This is a genomic window from Aminobacter sp. Y103A, assembly GCF_030294925.1.
Taxonomy (GTDB): Bacteria; Pseudomonadota; Alphaproteobacteria; order Rhizobiales; family Rhizobiaceae; genus Aminobacter; species Aminobacter ciceronei.
This window is the reverse complement of the sequence record NZ_AP017986.1, coordinates 4,393,078-4,409,583: the sequence shown is the minus strand read 5'-3', so window position 1 is coordinate 4,409,583 and position 16,506 is coordinate 4,393,078. Positions and strand designations below refer to the sequence as shown.

Annotated in this window: 16 protein-coding genes; all 16 read right to left on the bottom strand. The window is 64.2% G+C overall.

Annotated elements, in window-relative coordinates:
- Positions 1-180: 180 nt before the first annotated feature.
- The 16 genes from Amn_RS21630 to Amn_RS21555 all read right to left on the bottom strand — a co-directional run bounded on the left by Amn_RS21630 (position 181) and on the right by Amn_RS21555 (position 16,288).
- Entirely contained in the window at positions 181-1,824 is a 1,644-nt protein-coding gene (locus tag Amn_RS21630; RefSeq protein WP_067958498.1) for an MFS transporter, read from the bottom strand.
- A gap of 269 nt (positions 1,825-2,093) precedes the next feature.
- A complete protein-coding gene (gene fliQ / locus Amn_RS21625; protein WP_067958500.1) occupies positions 2,094-2,360 on the bottom strand; it encodes a flagellar biosynthesis protein FliQ in 267 nt (88 codons plus the stop codon).
- On the bottom strand, positions 2,357-2,770 hold the full coding sequence (flgD, locus tag Amn_RS21620) for a flagellar hook assembly protein FlgD (RefSeq protein WP_154386456.1): 414 nt from the start codon (positions 2,768-2,770) through the stop codon (positions 2,357-2,359). The genes fliQ and flgD overlap by 4 nt, the downstream gene beginning before the upstream one ends.
- The gene (gene flbT, locus Amn_RS21615; RefSeq protein WP_286291766.1) at positions 2,770-3,210 is read right to left on the bottom strand and encodes a flagellar biosynthesis repressor FlbT; all 441 of its coding nucleotides are present in this window, start codon (positions 3,208-3,210) and stop codon (positions 2,770-2,772) included. The genes flgD and flbT overlap by 1 nt, the downstream gene beginning before the upstream one ends.
- Positions 3,207-3,554, bottom strand: coding sequence for a flagellar biosynthesis regulator FlaF (flaF, locus tag Amn_RS21610; protein WP_067958507.1), 348 nt, complete (start codon positions 3,552-3,554; stop codon positions 3,207-3,209). The genes flbT and flaF overlap by 4 nt, the downstream gene beginning before the upstream one ends.
- Before the next feature lie 26 nt (positions 3,555-3,580).
- A complete protein-coding gene (locus Amn_RS21605) occupies positions 3,581-4,624 on the bottom strand; it encodes a flagellar hook-associated family protein (protein ID WP_286291763.1) in 1,044 nt (347 codons plus the stop codon).
- A 4-nt stretch (positions 4,625-4,628) separates the two neighbouring features.
- Entirely contained in the window at positions 4,629-6,083 is a 1,455-nt protein-coding gene (flgK, locus tag Amn_RS21600; RefSeq protein ID WP_067958512.1) for a flagellar hook-associated protein FlgK, read from the bottom strand.
- 36 nt (positions 6,084-6,119) lie between these two features.
- Positions 6,120-7,373 carry a flagellar hook protein FlgE gene (locus Amn_RS21595; RefSeq protein WP_067958514.1) on the bottom strand — a complete coding sequence of 418 codons (1,254 nt, stop codon included), beginning with the start codon at positions 7,371-7,373 and terminating at the stop codon, positions 6,120-6,122.
- Positions 7,374-7,438: 65 nt separating this feature from the next.
- A complete protein-coding gene (locus Amn_RS21590; protein WP_067958516.1) occupies positions 7,439-8,107 on the bottom strand; it encodes a response regulator transcription factor in 669 nt (222 codons plus the stop codon).
- Positions 8,108-8,319: 212 nt separating this feature from the next.
- Positions 8,320-8,910: a transglycosylase SLT domain-containing protein gene (locus Amn_RS21585; protein WP_154386454.1), complete on the bottom strand. Its 591-nt coding sequence runs from the start codon at positions 8,908-8,910 to the stop codon at positions 8,320-8,322.
- Positions 8,840-10,135, bottom strand: a complete 1,296-nt coding sequence (locus Amn_RS21580) for a flagellar hook-length control protein FliK (protein ID WP_286291759.1) — start codon at positions 10,133-10,135, stop codon at positions 8,840-8,842. The genes Amn_RS21585 and Amn_RS21580 overlap by 71 nt, the downstream gene beginning before the upstream one ends.
- Entirely contained in the window at positions 10,132-11,514 is a 1,383-nt protein-coding gene (locus Amn_RS21575) for a MotC family chemotaxis protein (protein ID WP_286291756.1), read from the bottom strand. The genes Amn_RS21580 and Amn_RS21575 overlap by 4 nt, the downstream gene beginning before the upstream one ends.
- Positions 11,511-12,833 (bottom strand): MotB family protein, encoded by a 1,323-nt coding sequence (locus Amn_RS21570; protein ID WP_286291754.1) that lies wholly within the window; start codon positions 12,831-12,833, stop codon positions 11,511-11,513. Before Amn_RS21570 ends, Amn_RS21575 begins: the two co-directional genes overlap by 4 nt.
- Positions 12,830-13,459, bottom strand: coding sequence for a hypothetical protein (locus tag Amn_RS21565; RefSeq protein ID WP_067958527.1), 630 nt, complete (start codon positions 13,457-13,459; stop codon positions 12,830-12,832). Before Amn_RS21565 ends, Amn_RS21570 begins: the two co-directional genes overlap by 4 nt.
- Entirely contained in the window at positions 13,459-15,108 is a 1,650-nt protein-coding gene (gene fliF, locus Amn_RS21560; protein WP_067958533.1) for a flagellar basal-body MS-ring/collar protein FliF, read from the bottom strand. The genes Amn_RS21565 and fliF overlap by 1 nt, the downstream gene beginning before the upstream one ends.
- Positions 15,109-15,286: 178 nt before the next feature.
- Positions 15,287-16,288: a flagellin N-terminal helical domain-containing protein gene (locus tag Amn_RS21555; protein ID WP_067958535.1), complete on the bottom strand. Its 1,002-nt coding sequence runs from the start codon at positions 16,286-16,288 to the stop codon at positions 15,287-15,289.
- Between the last annotated feature and the right edge of the window lie 218 nt (positions 16,289-16,506).

Here is a 16,506-nt window from a genome sequence, read left to right as displayed (position 1 = left end):
GCTTCCTGACCCTATTGCGCCAAGCTTGCGCGAGGGTGGGAGGCAGGCGAAAAGATGCGGCAGCTGGCACGCAACGGAGCTTCGACGGGCGTCTTTTTATGCCAATCTTCGGCGTCAAAGGACCGCGCGATGGAGCTGGCAAGGAGGGCAGGCTTCGCGACGGTCGATGCGGCCTTACGCCTAATGCAGCTCGATATGCCCCTTGTGACTGCCGAGGGCTGCCGCCAGGCTGGTGGGGCGTTCGATCAGGCGGTGGACGCGGGGTGGCTGGGGGCCGCTGTGCAAGGCGCGCAGCTTGTCGCCGATGACGGCGTCGGCGTGGGTGGCGCGCTGGTTGTGGCGGATGTATTCGAGCCAGGTCGGGGTGTGGTAGGTTTCGACCCAGATCTCGGGGTTTTCAAGGTCGCGCGCCAGCACCCAGTTGCGGGCGCCGTCACGGCGGCGGACACGGCGGCGCTCGGTCATGGCGTCGAGGAAGGCCGGTACATCTTCTTCGCGGATGATGAATTCGATCGAGATGACGATGGGCCCCGAACGCGGCCGGACGTCGAGCGCCAGGTGTGGTTCGCGGAAGCGGTTGAGCGGGTCGAGGTTGAGCGCTGTGTGCTCGGGCAGCGGCAGCAGGAAGCCGATCGCCGCACCGACCAGCATGACGATGCCGGCAACGATCAGGGCGGTGGCCGCGCCGTTGCTTTCGGCGACGAGACCCCAGATCCAACTGCCCAGCGCCATGCCGCCGAAGGTTGCCATCTGGTAGATCGACAGCGCCCGGCCGACGACCCAGCGTGGGGTCGACATCTGCACGGTGATGTTGAAGTGCGAAAGCGCAAGCACCCAGCAGGCGCCGCCGACGAGCAGGCCGGCCGAGGTGAGCCAGGCATTGGAGCTGAAGGCGGCGATCCAGCTGCAGAAGGCGAAGCCGAGAAAGGCCGAGCGCACGATGGTTTCGCTCGTCATGCTGCTGCGGATGCGGCCGCTGATCAGCGCGCCGCCGACCGCGCCGACGCCGAAGGCGCCGAGCATGATGCCGTAGGTCAGCGGGCCGCCGGCGACGAGGTCGCGGGCAACCAGCGGCAGCAGTGCCTGGATGACGACGGCGGTGAAGCCGAAGGCGAAGCTGCGCAGCAACACCTTGCCGATGTTGGGCGACATGGCGACGTAGCGCAGGCCTGCACCCATGGCCTGGCCGAGCGTTTCGCGTGGCAGCGGGTTTGCCGGATATTGCGGGCGCCAGCGAAACAGTACGAAGATGATGGCGAAGTAGCTCAGCGTGTTGACGGCGAAGGCGGCCGCAGCACCTGCGGTGGCGACGATGATGCCGCCGATGGCCGGGCCGACGCTGCGCGTCATGTTGAAGCCCATCGAGTTGAGCGCGACGGCCGCTGGCATCACCGTGCGGGGCACCATGTCGCCGACGGAGGCCTGCCAGGACGGGTTGTTAAGTGCGGTGCCGCAACCGATGAGGAAGGTGAAGGTGAGCAGCAGCCAGGGCGTGATCAGGCCGAGATAGGCAAACAGTGTCAGCGCCGCCGAGACGGCGAACATGAAGCACTGCGCGGTCAGCATGACGCGGCGGCGGTCGTAGCTGTCGGCGAGTGCGCCCGACGCGAGCGAAAACAGCATGATCGGCAGGGAGATCGAGGCCTGGACCAGCGCCACCATGTCGGACGAGGTGGCGATCGAGGTCATCAACCAGGCGGCTCCGACAGACTGGATCAGACTGCCGAAATTCGAAGCCAGGCTGGCGAACCAGACGGAACGGAAGATGCCGTGCTTGAAGGGCGCGAGCGCCGAACCTTGCTCGTACTGGTGGTCGTCGTCCATGCGCCAAGCCGGCTGAGCCGGGTGCCCTCGTGTGATTTGCCGCTACGGCGCCAAGCCTCCTTCGGGAGGCGCAAAGGACGCCGTGGCCCTCCTGTGGATGCACGACCTGCTCGGGGAATCGATTTCGATCATGCAGGAATGACTAGACCATGATCGGCTGGCCGGGTGAACCCATTTGTACGATGCCGGCATGGTCCAGTGGCGGCGCGGCTAAGGTCCACAGGGACGGTCTCAGGTCGCGGTGCGCGAACAGGCTTGCCACGCAGCCATCAGAAGCCGTTTTCGATGCGCTCGAAGATGACGTTGGTGAAGCTGGAAATCTGGGCGCCGATAAACGGGCCGGTCAGCGCTACCACCAGGAAGATGGCGACGATCTTGGGCACGAAGGTGAGCGTGATTTCCTGGATCTGGGTCAGGGCCTGGATCAGGGCGATGCCGACGCCAACCAGCATGGCTGCCGCCACCGCGGGCGCGGAGGCAGTCAGCACCGTCCAGATGGCGAACTGGACAAGGTCGAGGGCATCGGCTTCGTTCACGCGGCAGCCTTGACCTTGACGCCCGCGACGACCGCGACGGTCTTGCCGTCGGACAGCACGGCGGTGACGCCGTCCTTGGCGAGACGGACCTCGGTGACCGTGCCCGACGTCTTGCCGTCGGCCGAAGTGATGTTGCGGCCGATCAGGGCATCTGCCTGGGCGAGCGCCGAGGACTGCAGGATCTGGTCGAGGCGCGCATTCATCTGCACCGACTGCTCGACCTGCGAGAAGGTGGCGAGCTGCGCCACATATTCGGTCGATTCCATCGGCTTGGTCGGGTCCTGGTTCTTCATCTGCGCCATGAGCAGCTTGAGGAAGGACTGGTAGTCGACCTGGGTCTTGGAGCCGGTCGACTTGTTGGCGCCGGTGTTGGAGCCGACAGGCGGCGTCACGGAGAAATCGATGGGCATCAGAATCTGCCTCCGGCTGCGCGGGCGGGTTGCACCGTTGCCGTCTCTTCGCCGGCGATGATGCGCTGTTCGAGTGGATAGAGGGAACGGATGGTCTTCAGCGCCTCGTAGACATGATCCTCGGCAACGAGGCGGTCGACATGCTTCAGGCTGGAGAGGATTTCCGCATTGTCGAAGGTGGCGAGCAGCAGCGGCAGCGAGCGGCGGAACATGCCGCGCGCCTGGACCGCGCCGATCGGATCGACCAGCATGACCTGCAGGATGAAGTAGAGCTGGCGCAGCGGCGTCGAGGCCTGCTCGGGTTGCAGCACATGGCTCTCGAGCAGGAACTGCACGTCGTTGAGCAGTTCGAGCGAGACCTTGCGGTCGGCGCGCACCACGGCACCGTTGATGTAGATCTTCTCGTTGGCCTTCAGCGAGATCTTGAGCGTGTTTTTCATTGTATGCCGTCGCGGATGATTTGCGAGACCTCGATCAGGCCCTCGAAGCTTTCGGAGCGGCCCTGGCGGATGTCTTCCGACTCGCGCAGCAGCCACAGGCCGATCGAAATGAGGTTGGCGCGGAGCTCCTTGGGGAGAGCATTCTCGGGGTTGCCGAGATCGTCCATCAGGGAGGTCCAGACGCGGTTGGTGAAGTTCAGTGCGGCGATCGCCTCGTTGGAATTGGCTCCGGCTTCGCTGGCCTTTATCAGCATGTCGATCGAGCGGCTGAGAAGCTGACGTTCGCGATCCCGCGCATCGGCGACGGAGTCGGTCTGAATGTCGGCATAGGAGAATTGATACATATGCGTCCCGTTTGTTGCCGTTCAGGTCAGAGGTAATTCATCAGGCTGAGCTTCTGGATACGTGCCGTCAATGCGTAGGATCTCTCGATCATCGAAATCAGGTCACTGACGCGTGTCGCCGCCTTTTCGGGGTTGACGCCCTCGGTGTTGATGATGTGGCGCTCGAACAGGTCCATCTGCATCTTGATGCGATCGGTGGCGTTGGTGACGCGCTGCTCGATAATGCCGGTCTGCGATTCCAGCTGGCCTATGTCGCTGATGGCGCTGCCGATGATCGACACGGCGCGGGTGACCAGCGCGCCGCGGGCCGCAGCGCCCACATTGGAACCGAGCAGGTCGCTGACCATGGCGGCGGCCATGGCGACCTTACGGATGCCGGCATTGTTGGCGCTGACCGAGGACTCGGTGGTTTCGTTGAGCGTGATGCGGCTGGTGATGCCCTGGTCGGTGGCATTGGAGAAATTGGCCTGCCAGCCGGCGCCGAGGAACATCGGCTCGACGACCGAGGTCATGAAGGTGTCCATCTGGGTGGCCGAGATCGACTGCGCCGCCGGATCGTTCTGCGTGAAGCCGAAATGTGTCTGGAAGGCAGTGTCGAATGCCGCCTTGGCCGGCGAGCCGGCCTTGAATTCGTTGATCGGCTTGACGTCGGTGTTGGTGCCGGCAAACAGATATTCGCCGTTGAGGCTGGTGTTGAGCACCGAGGTCAACGTGTCGAGCGTGCCGCGCGCCGCCTTCTGGGTCAGCGCGTAGGCGGCATCACCGGAGGAACTGCTGGTCAGGCTGGCAAGGAAGGTCTGTGCGGCCTTGCCGACCTCGTTGAGCGACTTCTGCGTCGCTGACAGGCGCGACGACACCAGGCCGTTGCTGTCGACAATGCCATCGAGGCGCTCGAGGTCGCGATGGAGCGTGACCGACTGCGCGGTGCGGGCGCCAAGCGCCAAGCCGGTGTCGGCGACAAAGCCGGAGCTGGCCTCCTTCTGCGCCTTGATGAGCTCGGACTGCTGGCGCAGCATCGAGTAGCGCAGGGCGCTGGTGACCGCGGAGGTGGAGACGAACGTCGCTTTCATCGCGCTATCTCACCGCGCCCAGGAGGGCTGCCAGCATGTCGTCGACCGCCTTCAACAGCCGGGCTGTGGCCTGATAGGACTGCTCGAGTTCCAGCATCTTCGACATCTCGATGTCGACATTGACAGCGGTATCGTTTGACAGGGCCTCGGCGGTGCGGATAGCCAGCGCTTCCTTGGTCTGGGCGGCGGTGTCCGCCTGCTTGCGCATGCCCTCGAACCAGCCGATCGAATTGGTCGAGAAGGTGCTGAGGCTCGAGCTTGTGGCGATACCCGCGGCCGGATCGAAAGTCATCGTCTGGTCGATGCGGTTGCCATAAGAGATCAGCAGGTCGGCATAAGAAGCGTTGCTGGCGGGATTCTTGACATAGGCCGCGCCGTTGATGCCGCCATCTCGCAACAGCTTGGGATTGCCGCCGATCTGCGGGTCGACCGCCGGATTGATCTTGATCGAGCGCGCAAGGCCATTGACCAGTACGCCCGCCGGCGGGACCGCCGGGCCGCCGGACCAAGTGAACAGGCCGGCCTGGTCGGCAAGGGCTGGTGCCGTCTCCGAGAAGGCGGTGATCAGTCCGCGCGCCATCTCGTCGAGCTGCGCCTGCATCGTGGTGGTGACACTGTCGCGGAGCTGTATCATGCCGGCGAGCTTGCCGCCGGCGTTGGTGTTGGCGCCGACGCCTGGCTGAAGCGGCACGCCGTCGATGAGAATCTTGTTGCCGGTCACGCCGGCGGAGTAACCCGCCAGCGGCTGGAAGGTGACCGCGCGTGGGACGGTCTCGAACAGGGTGGTGCCATCACCTGTGGTGATGACCATGTCGTTGTCGCCGCGCTTGAAGGTCGAGATCGGCACGATCTCGGAAATCTTCTTCAGGATGGCGTCGCGCTGGTCGAGGGAGTCGTTGACGTCGCGGCCGGCGCGGGTGCCCTGGATGATCGTCTTGTTGGCCTGCTCGAAATCGGCGAGCAGCCTGTTGAGATCATCGACGGTGGTCGCGATCTCGCTGTCGGTCTCGGTGCGGATGCGCTGAATGGCATCGCTGCCGTCGTTGAGCGAGCGCACCACCTGGCGGGCGGCGTCGATCGCCGCCGTGCCGAGGTTCTGGTTGGAGGGGGCTGCCGCGTAAAGCTGCAGCGCTTGCTGGAACTTGCCGAGCTGGGTTGCGACCGAGCCCTTGTTTTCCGAGCCGTTGACGTCGAGCGAAAGTTTCTGCAGCCCCTCCAGGAGGGTGTTCTGGCCGGTGAAGTCGGCCAGGGCAGACAGGTTCTGGCGAAACAGCTGCTCGTTGGTCGCACGCTGGATTTCGACCACGCGCGCCCCGGGGCCGGTGCTGGCGAGCACGGCTGTGCGGCGCACGTAGTCAGGATTTGATGCATCCGCGACGTTGCGGGAAACAGTGCTTGTCTGGCGCGACGTGTTGCGAAGCGCAGATTGGGCTATGCTAATGGCAGACGACAGCGACATGCTATGTTTTTCCAGCGGGCGATAAGCCCGTCAGTCCTATCTCTTCAGGTTGACGAGGATATCCATCAGGTCCGCTCCGGTTTGGAAGACCTTGGAATTGGCAGTGTAGTTACGCTGGGACTCGATCATCGCGGTGAGTTCCTCGGCGATGTCGACGTTGGAGTTTTCGAGCGCGCCCGAGATCATCTTGCCGAGGCCGCCCGAGTCGGCGAAGCCGATCTGGACCGGGCCGGAGTCGGCGCTCTCGCGGAACACGTTACCCGAAAGGCTGTTGAGACGGTCGGGGCTTGCCACGTCGGCCAGAGGAATCTTGAACAGAGGCTTCATCGAACCGTCCGCGTACTGGGCGTACATGGTGCCGTCGGTGTCGATCTCGACACGTTCGATGGTGCTCGGTCCGTTGCCGTCGGCAACGGCCTTGGTCACGGTGTAGGGCGATGCCAGCTGCGTCATCTTGGAGATGTCGAGGGTCACCGGCGCACCGTTCGGGACGGTGAAGCTGAGGCTGCCGGCACTGGTCAGCTTGCCGGTGGTACCGTCGAAGGTCATGGTGCTGTTGGTCAGCAGACCGCCTGCGGCATAGGGGAATGAGGTTCCGGCCGCCGCCTTGGACTGGTCGTACACGGCGACGTCCCAGGTATTGGCGCCGGTCTTGGTGTAGTAGATGTCGACGATCTTCTTGGCGCCCAGATTGTCGTACATGACCATCGACGATTTCGACGTATAGGTCGCGCCGGCGGCATTCGTGCTCGGGAGCGGGCCGGCGGAGACGGCAGCGTCGCTCTGCAGGTTGGCCGTGAAGGTGGCGTTCTTGGTCGGCAGCGCGGTGAGCTCGGAGCTCGAGATCTGGACGGGCACCAGGCCATCGAAGCCGTTGGCGGTGGCGGCCGGAATGCCATTTGCGTAGCTGTAGCCCATCAGCTGGTAACCGGCGGCATTGATGAGGCGACCCTGGCCGTCGGGCACGAACGAACCGGCGCGGGTGAGGTAGGGCGAACCGGACGCGTCCTGGACGACGAAGAAGCCGTTGCCCTGGACCGCGAGGTCGGTGCCCGACGTCGTGTACTGGAGCGTGCCGTCCTTGGCGACTGCGTTCAGAACCTTGGTGGTGACGCCGCCGGAATTGTAGGCGCCGGGCGTGCTGGGCAGCACCAGCGACGAGAATTCGGTATAGGCGCGCTTGTAGCCGGTCGTGCTCGAGTTAGCGATGTTGTCGGCGACCGTCGACAGCCGGTTCGCCTGGGCATTCATGCCCGAAACGCCGGTTCGCATCATTCCGTAAAGGCTCATCGGTGGTCTCCTCAAATCTCATGCCACGCTGGTGAAGTTACGTGGCATGTCTTGCGCGAGGCTGGTCAGACGATCAGCCGGTAGCCGAGGAAACGCTTCGAATCGATCGGGTCGTGGCCAAGACGCTCACGCAATTTCTTGCGCAGCTTCGAGATGTGGCTTTCGACGACATTTTCTTCGACTTCTTCGTCGAAGACACCGTAGATCGCGTTGAAGACCTGGGTCTTGGTGACGCGACGGCCGCTGTTGCTTGCCAAATACTCAAGGATGCGACGCTCACGGCGCGGCAGCGGCATCGGCTCGCCGTCGATCTCGGGGTCGCGGCCGTCCATGAAGATGCGCATTGCCCCGATCTGGGTGAAGCCGGTGTCTTCCTGGGCGCGACGGCGGATGGCCGAGATGCGGGCAAGGATCTCACGAATGTGGACGGGTTTGCGGATGACGTCGTCGACACCCGACTCGAAAAGCTTGAGCGTGTTTTCGAGGTTGTTCTGTTCGCTGAGGGCGATGACCGGGGCTTTGGTACGGTCTCGCAGCTGACGCGGCGAGATCGAACCCTCGTTGCAGTCGCCGATGAGGAAGGCGCGAACGGAACGCAGATCCTCGTCGGGAGCGCTGGAAACCCATTCGCCGAATTCGGTCGAACGGAAGCCTGCGCACGCCACACCTTCCCGGTCGAAGAGTGAATTATATCCGTTGGTGACGAGCTCTCGCTCGTCCACGATTACGATCATGATTCCGCCCCCGAATCAGTAAAAATGCCCTGTTAACCAATCGGTAATGGGTCGGGACCAAGGCGACCAATCGTGAATTCTTGCCGCTATTTTTTAGGGAGTCTGGAATCGCATGGGTTGAACAGGTTGCACGATATGCGTGCATCCTTGCGCAAGCCTGTAATGAGGGGTGGGGTAACGGCCCGTGTCTGGTTCGGTTCGGCTGGAAACGCCTATGGGTTGCAGAAGGTCCGGGCGTTTTCCGTCCAGCGGCCGAAGCCGGTGGCGACCATGTTGGCGATGACGCGACAGACGTAGCGTTTTTGTGCAGGGTCGTTGTTGGGGCCGGCATGATAACGCGCGACCGCCATCGACCAGGACTCATGACGCGAGTGCAGGCTGACGAGAAAGCGCGCGGCATAGTCGACATTGAGGCGCGGATTGAGCATGTCGCGCACCGAGCGGAATTCGGTTGCGTGGTATCGGTGGTTGATCTGCATGCAGCCGAGATCGATCAGTGTCTTGCCTTCGCGACGCGCAGTCTCGAAGGCCGCAACGGCTTCGGCCTCATTCCTGGGAAAGACGGCTTTTCCCTCTATGTTCAAGGCGTTAGGCTGCAAGCTGCCCTTCTTTCCGGTTTCGGTCAGACCAACGGCATAGAGAATGCCCACCGGCACGCCGTAGCGGTCGGCGGCGCGCAGGATCTCAGGCTCGCACGGATTGGCCGCAGCTGCAGCGATCGTGGTGGCGGCGCTAGATGTAGCGGCTGCTGCCAGGGCGATCAGCGCCAGACGACGAGATGTTGCGCGAATTGCTTTCGTCATTTGCAGCGTTCCCACTCTGACGCCCATTGCTGGAATTGCCACCTTCACCACCTGTCCCGCCCGACTGGGCGGATGCCTGGTCACGGCCTGCGAAGCCGTTGGCAGCGCCGCCGTCAGCGCGGGCATTCGTCGACTGCGGCTGCAGGATGGTGACGCGGTCAACGTCGAAACCGAGGCCGCGAAGGGCGCTGTTGATCGCCTCGCGGTCGGACGAAAGCCTGTTGTAGGCCTCGGTGTTCTCAACCTCGATTTCAACCGACAGTTGCTCGCCGGCGAGGTGAAGATTGGCTGTGACCATGCCCAGTTCGACGGGGCGCAGTTGGATCTTGAGAGCCTGCGCGCCGGGTGTGCTGGATGCGCTGTTTTGGAGCTGCTGGACCGATGATACGGCAGCGACATGGCGCGTAGCCGCGGAGGCGATGTCGAGCGCCAGCGCACCCGCGGTGCTGCCCCCGCCAGTGCTCGCCGGTGCGGGGATCGACTGCTCCGACATGACGGTGACGGTGTTGCCGACGGAGGGTTGTTCGGCTTGCCTGACAGGTGTCGGTCGTGCCGGTTTGTCGACCCTGGCTGCGACGTCGCTGGCGGTTTCCGGCGTGCCGGATTGTGCTGCCTGCTGCGTCTCGGGCGTGGAGCCTGTCGCGGGTGCCGAAACAGGTGCCGCGGACTGCGGCGCGGCTCCGGTGGTAGCTTGGCGCGCGGTCTTGCCGCTCGTGACGAGGGCTGCGAGTTCCGGCTCAGACGCATCGCCTGCAGCCTCTGGCTGTGCGCTGGCCTTGCTCTCCTCGACTTCGGTCGCGTCGGCGGAACCAGCCTTTGCCGGCTGGGCGCCCGCCTTGCGTAATTCGCTCAGTGCAAGCACCAGCGGCAATGCAGGCTCTTCGGTCTTTTCCGCTTTGACGTCCTTCGTCGTGGCATCCGGCTGTGGCTCGGCTATTTCGGGTGTCGCGTCCTCGGCAGCTTCGCCGATCCTGGGTGTTTTGCCCTCGGCTTCGGCGAGCGCGTCACGTGCGGCAAGCCGCTCTGCGAGCTTGTTCAGGCCCTTTTGGCGCGGGGCATCGTGATCGGCGGCATGACCTTTCGATTTCGGCTCGCCCTTGTTCGGTGAGCCCAGCGCCTGGCCGAAATCAGGCTGGTCGTCATTGCTGGCGAGGGCATTGCGCTCATGGCCGGATGAATGGCGCGCGAGCGGGCTCACCAGGGCCGCGCTGATGGCGTCGGTCATTTGGGGGAGCCTCCTAGCAGTTCGTCAATGGATTCAAGCGTGCGGCGCGCTTCAGTGATCTTGGGATCTTCCGGTTCCGCTGGTTCCGGTTGTTGTTGCACTGTCAGTGGCACGACCCTGGGCGCCGCGACCGTTGCCGGCTGCTCAGCCGGAGGCGACGCGGGTGCTGCTGCCGGGACCTCGGGGGCCGCCGACTGGGCGGGCGCAGCCTCTGCAGATGCCTCGACGGCGTCGGGGATCATCGGATCCGCCGGTGGCGGCGTGATCTCGATCGCCGCCGGCGGCAGATCGCCGATATCCAGCGGTTTCGATGCGCTTGCGGGTGCCGCCGGAACAGCCGACGTCAGCTCCGAGGCAACGGCCTCGACGGCGTCGAGCAAGGCGCGGTCGCCCTTGGACAGCTTGTCGCGATCGATGCCGCCGAGCTTGCCAAGTATGTCTGCGGCGGTGCCGGAGGTGACCGACGACAGGCCGGAATAAAGCTGGGCGCGCGGGTCAGCACCGCCGGGTGCACCGTCACGACTCTTCACGGCCCTGGCAGCGGCAAAGGTGGACAGTTCGGTCAGGCCGTCGATGGCGGCACGGCGGGCGATACGGAGATAGACGACCCGTTCCTGCTCGGCGTCCATCATCGCGGTGATTTCGGCGAGCGTGTCGAGATTGATCGACTTGTGCAGGGCAACGACGCCGCCAACGAAGGCATCGGCAAACTGGCTGGCATAAGGCGAACGCAGGTAGCTGCGAACATATTGCGTCGAGTTGCGCAGGAAGCGGCCGCCATCTTCGAGCCGGCTGGCGAGCGCAACCGAGCGGCGCAGGGCGGCTTCCTCGACCAGCGTGCCGGGGCTGAGCAGTCTGGCCTGATCGAACAGCTTCATCGCCTGCTCGGGCTGTTCGGCGATGCTGACCGAACCCTTGACCAGCGCCAGAAAGGCACCGAGTTCAGAAATCTGCGTCAGCGGGTCGATCGCGGCCAGCGCCTCCACCGTGCCCTTGGGCTTGCCTCGGAGATAATCGATGACGCCTTGCGCCAGCTTCTGGTCGGCCTCTTCAAGCTCCAGCCGCGAAACCACCTGCTCGATGGTCAGCGGGTTGCCGCCGCTCATCGCATAGATCAGCAGGGCGCGAAAATTCTTGGGATCTTTGAATGCGTCGACATCGGCGGTTCGCATGCGCTCGTCGGTCATTTCGAGCAGCCGGCGCTGCAACGGCAGCGAAGCCTGATCGCCGGAGGCGATGCGGTCCTGCAACAGCTGCAGGCAGCGCACCAGCTGGTAAGGCTCGAGCGCCGGCGCATCGCTGGCCACGGCACGGCCGGGTACGCCCGCGACCAGCAGGGCGATCAGCGCGGCACCGGACAGGGTTGCCGCCAGCCTCATTCGGCGCGCTCCAGCAGGATTTCGATACGCCGATTGGTGGCCGAGAACGGTTCGGCCTTATCCTTCAGCTTGCGGTCGGCGAAACCGGCGACCTCGACGATACGCTTTTCGTCAAGCCCGGCGCGGGCGAGCATGTAGTAGGCTGAGTGGGCGCGCGAGGTGGACAGGCGCCAGTTGTCATAGCCGCCGCCACGGAACGGACGCGCGTCGGTGTGTCCGTTGATCGAGATGTTGCCCTCGTGGGTGGCAAGCGTCTTGGCGATCTTTTCCATGGCGAGCACAAGCTGCTTGCGCGGCACGGCGGAGCCGATTTCGAACATGCCGAAATCGAACTGCTCGGTGACCGAGATGACGACGCCCTTGTCTGTGGCGACGACCGAGAGACCGTCGGGCAGGGCGCCGCCCGACTTGATCGCCTCGGCGAGTTCGCGGCGGATGGCGTCGGCATCGTTGACGGTTTCGCGTGTCGGTGCCTCGTCCCTGGGCTTTGGCGCCTCGGCCAATTCTCCAGCTTCGTTGGTGTCGCGCTCGGGAGCATCGCCCGGCTTGGCGGCGGTTTCGCGCGCTGCGGGAGCCGGTGCTGCCTGGACTGGTGGCGCCTGCTCGGCGGGCTTGGCTTGTTGTTCTTCGGCCTTCACCGGATCGGTCTTGGCCGAACGCTCGGTCTTGTCGCCGGGCTTTGCCGGTTCGCCTTCGATCGCGGCGCGCTCGGCACTTGCTTCGGCGGCAGGCGTTGCCACCTGCTCGGTCCAGAAATCGGGTGCGAACGGATCGCGATAGGCTTCTCCGCCAGAGGCGCCGCTGGCCGGACCGGCATTCTGGGCACCACCTTCGCTGCGTTCCGAGATGTTGGCCTTGGCGCCGGTGTCCTGGGCGATTTCGGCGAGCACAGCGTAGGGGTCGGCAAACAGGTGCTCGTCGGAGCGGTTGGCGGCAGGGCTGGCGTCAGCGGAGTTTTTCTCCGTCGACGGGCCGGCATTGCCGCGGCCATCGGAGCCTGCCTTGGCGCTGGCTTCCTGCGGGTTCTCGGCAGTCAGGCCGACCGAATTGGGACCGTCACCGAGTTCTTCGAGGCCCTTGCGGCTGGCATTGCGGTCGACCAGCTTGACGGGGTTGAAGTAGCTGGCGACAGCCGCCTTGGTCTGCTCGTTGGCGGCACTGATCAGCCACATGACGAGGAAGAAGCACATCATCGCCGTCATGAAGTCGGCGAAGGCGATCTTCCAGGCGCCGCCATGGTGGCCGTCGTCATGGTCGGAATGGGCTCGCCTGACGATGACGATCTCGTGGCGTGGCTCGGCGCCGTCAGGACCGTTCATGGCAAGGTCTCGGAAAGCGCCGAAGACCATTCGCCGAGGCGGGTCTCGAACAGGTTGTCGTCGATCGCGACGCTGAGATCGAAGCCGACTGCTTCGATGAAGTCGACATTGTCGATGCGATGGCCGATGGCTGCAGCGAGCGCGTCGAACAGGAACTGCGGGCCGCTGACCTTGATGCGCACCGCTTCGCGGTCGGCACAGGCGGCAATGATGGCGCTGGACAGGGCATCGATCGAGCGCTGGCGGATGTCGTCACTGACCAGCGTCGCGACAACGCGGGCGGCGGCGTCGGTGGTGAGGTGGACGATACGCGTCTCCATCTCGGCGATGCGCTTGGCGATGACCTCGCCGGCCTCGCTGCCGAAGCGGGCGCCAAGCGAGGCGACCTCCTCGGCGTGGCGCTGGCGCTCGGCCTCGAGCACCAGCTCGTACTCCTCGCTCAGGCGTGTGGTCAGATCGGCCTCGGCCTGGGCGACGGCTTCGGCGACGATTGCCGGGATATCCAGATCCGGAACCGCCTTGGGATATTCCGTGGCCGAGGTCTCGGGCTGGCCGGCATGCGGATGCGGATTTGGCGCGAGCGGTGCGAAATCGGTCAGCCGTTCAAAAAGCGCTGCGATCGACATTACGCGGCAACCTCGTTACCGGCCCATTTGCGCAGGATCAGTGCGGTGCGCTCTTCATTGATGTCGACCATGCGGGCGAGGCGGTCCTGCGGGGCAGGGCGCAGCTTGTTGCGCAGGTCGTCCATGGCGTGCGGCCGCTGGTCGGACAATGCGGCGGGCTCTTCCTCGAACGAGGCCATGCCCTCTGCATTCGGCAAGGCGCGCTGCATCTCCTCGAAGCTCGGCCCGGCGAAGGTGGGCAGGGCAGGAGCTGCGGACGAACCGGACAGTGCTGCTGCCATCGGCCTCAGACCGAAGAAGGCGACGAGGAAAACGACGACGATGAAGGCTGCGGCGTTGATCATCGTTCCTGCGTGCTGGCCGATCGAGGCCATGATGCCGGGGCTCTCGATGACCTCGCCGTCGAGGCCGTCGATGAACTCGACCGCCGAGACGTTGATCAGGTCGCCGCGCTTTTCGTCGAAGCCGGTGGCCGAGGTCACCATCTTCTGGATGTCGGCGACGCGGGCGGCGATGGCCTCGGGCGTCGCGTCCTTGCCGAGGATGGCTGCCAGGCGCTGCTGGTTGACAACCACGGCGATCGACATCTTGGTTACCGAATAGCCATTCGACACCGTGGCGATGCGCTTGGAGTTCATCTCGTAATTGGTGATCTCTTCCTTGCGGTCGCTGGCCGAGGTCGACTGCGGGCCGTCGGTGGCAGCGGCCTCGGCATCGGGCAGGTTCTGCTCGACGGTGGCAGGTGTCGACGACTGCTTCTGGTTGGAATTCTCGTTGGCGCGGACCACCTGGACGGAGCGCTCGACGCGTGATTCCGGATCGAAGATCGTCTCTTCGGTCTGGCGCGAGTCGGTGTTGACGTCAGCCTTGACGCTGGCGCGGAAATTGTCCGGCCCGAGATAGGCTGCCAGCGCACGGCGGATGTTGTCCTCGATCTGGGTTTCGACGGTGCGCTCGACGCCGATGGAGCGGGCGGCGCTCGAATTGTTGGGGTCGTCGCCGGCGGCGAGCAAATTGCCGCTCGAATCGAGAACCGTCACACGCTCGGCATCGAGGCCGGGGACGGCTGCGGCAACGAGATGGCGGATCGACATGGCGCTCTTGTCGGCATCCATGCTGGCGGCGCGGATGACGACCGAGGCCGACGGCTTCTGCTCGTCGCGGCGGAAATTGGCGCGCTCGGACATGACGATGTGAACACGGGCGGCCTTGATGCCTGATATCGACTGGATGGTGCGGGCGATCTCGCCTTCCAATGCGCGGACACGGGTGACCTGCTGCATGAAGGAGGTGAGGCCGAGCGAGCCGACATTGTCGAACAGCTCGTAGCCGGCATTGGCGCTGGTGGGCAGGCCTTTTTCGGCGAGCAGCATGCGGGCTTGCGCGGTGCTGCCGGCTGGGACCAGCACGGTGGTGCCGTCGGAGGCGACGTCGAAGCCGATGCCCGCTTCGCCCAGCACCATGCCGATCTGGTTCACGTCGGAGCGTTCGAGGCCGACATAGAGCGTCTCGTAGGCAGGACGGTTGAGATAGACGGATGCCACGCCGACGATGGCGATCACCAGTGCTGCGATACCACCCAGCATGGCGAGACGGCGTGGGCCGAAACTCCTGAGATTGGCGACGATGCTCTGTAGCTGTTCGGGCACGTGCGTAAGTTCCCCGCAATACTTTCCGGAGAGACCCTAGCCCGCGAAGCTTGTGCGAAAATGTTATGGGCCGCGCAAGTTGCGCGGCCCATGGCATTTCGTCGGGATTGTTGTTGCCGAAGTGCAACCTGGATTCAGGCGTTTCCGAACGCCGAAACCGGCTTTCGGGGCCGAGGCGTCAGCTCTTGAACAGCGACAGGATGTTCTGCGAGTTCGAATTGGCGATCGACAACGCCTGGATGCCGAGCTGCTGCTGGACCTGAAGGGCCTGCAGGCGGGTCGATTCCTTGTTCATGTCTGCGTCGACGAGCTGACCGACGCCGCGGTCGATGGAGTCCATCAGGCTGGTGGTGAAGGTCTTCTGAAGGTCGATCTGGCTCTTGGCCGCGCCGAGCGTGGTGGCGGCGTCGGTCATCTCGGCGAGGGTCGTTTCGGTGACCTTCACCATCTGCAGGATCTGGTCGAAGCTGAAGCCCTTCACCGAAAGGGTCGCAACGGCGTAGCCGTCTGTGGCGGCAACCGCTGCACCCGGGGTCGTCGGGTTGACGGCGGTGTTGTCGCGCACGCCCGTGGTGCCGAGGCGAAGGCCTTCGAGGATGCCTTTGTTGACGTTGTTGGTGGCTGCGGCGTCGTAGAGCTTCACGCTCTGGACCTTGATGTCGATCGTTGCCAGCGTGACTGTGCCCGAGTTGTCGCGGATGAAGCCCGAAACGATCTTGGCGTCATTGTGGACGCCGGCCGCCGAATGGCCGGCAGCTGTCGTCGAATTGACCGAAAGCCAGTTGGCTCCGGAGAAGCTGGCGCTGTCGGCATAGCTCTTGAGCTGTGCCTGCAGCGCCTTGATCTCGACGTCGATCTTGTTCTTGTCGGCGTCCGAGCCATTGGCGGCGGCGACAAGCTTGACCTTGATGTCGTTGAGAGTGTCGATCGACTTGTGCATCGCGGTATATGCGGTGTCGACCTTCGAGGCGCCGAGGCCGAGCGCGTCCTGGACCGTCGAGAGTGCCCTGTTGTCGGAGCGCATGGTGGTGGCGATCGACCAGTAGGCGGCGTTGTCGGAGGCTTCCGCGACGCGGAAGCCGGTCGAGATGCGGGCCTGGGTGGTGTTCAAAGCCTTGTTCGTGGTGTTGAGGCTCTGAAGCGCCGTCAACGCCGAAGCATTGGTCATAATACTGGACATCGAAATAAACCCCTCTGTCAGAGCCGCGCGATCTGCCGCCGCGAACCGGTTGCGGATGCCGTACGTTCTGCCCGTGGCAGCCGAACCGTCATAGCAATTGGTTAACCATAACTACGAACTTATGGTTAACGGCAGATTAAAGACCACACGACGACAGGCCTTCGCATTTACCGTTACGTGGCGGAATCTATGCTCGCCGTAACTTGCGCGAAGCTATC

Bases quoted from the DNA above. Each gene is read 5' to 3' on its own strand.
- Amn_RS21605 (WP_286291763.1), bottom strand. From the start codon at position 4,624: ATGAAAGCGACGTTCGTCTCCACCTCCGCGGTCACCAGCGCCCTGCGC.
- flgD (WP_154386456.1), bottom strand. From the start codon at position 2,770: ATGCCCATCGATTTCTCCGTGACGCCGCCTGTCGGCTCCAACACCGGC.
- flaF (WP_067958507.1), bottom strand. From the start codon at position 3,554: ATGTATCAATTCTCCTATGCCGACATTCAGACCGACTCCGTCGCCGAT.
- Amn_RS21590 (WP_067958516.1), bottom strand. From the start codon at position 8,107: ATGATCGTAATCGTGGACGAGCGAGAGCTCGTCACCAACGGATATAAT.
- flbT (WP_286291766.1), bottom strand. From the start codon at position 3,210: ATGAAAAACACGCTCAAGATCTCGCTGAAGGCCAACGAGAAGATCTAC.
- Amn_RS21580 (WP_286291759.1), bottom strand. From the start codon at position 10,135: ATGACCGACGCCATCAGCGCGGCCCTGGTGAGCCCGCTCGCGCGCCAT.
- Amn_RS21555 (WP_067958535.1), bottom strand. From the start codon at position 16,288: ATGTCCAGTATTATGACCAATGCTTCGGCGTTGACGGCGCTTCAGAGC.
- Amn_RS21630 (WP_067958498.1), bottom strand. From the start codon at position 1,824: ATGGACGACGACCACCAGTACGAGCAAGGTTCGGCGCTCGCGCCCTTC.
- Amn_RS21575 (WP_286291756.1), bottom strand. From the start codon at position 11,514: ATGAGGCTGGCGGCAACCCTGTCCGGTGCCGCGCTGATCGCCCTGCTG.
- Amn_RS21595 (WP_067958514.1), bottom strand. From the start codon at position 7,373: ATGAGCCTTTACGGAATGATGCGAACCGGCGTTTCGGGCATGAATGCC.
- flgK (WP_067958512.1), bottom strand. From the start codon at position 6,083: ATGTCGCTGTCGTCTGCCATTAGCATAGCCCAATCTGCGCTTCGCAAC.
- Amn_RS21570 (WP_286291754.1), bottom strand. From the start codon at position 12,833: ATGAACGGTCCTGACGGCGCCGAGCCACGCCACGAGATCGTCATCGTC.
- Amn_RS21565 (WP_067958527.1), bottom strand. From the start codon at position 13,459: ATGTCGATCGCAGCGCTTTTTGAACGGCTGACCGATTTCGCACCGCTC.
- Amn_RS21585 (WP_154386454.1), bottom strand. From the start codon at position 8,910: ATGACGAAAGCAATTCGCGCAACATCTCGTCGTCTGGCGCTGATCGCC.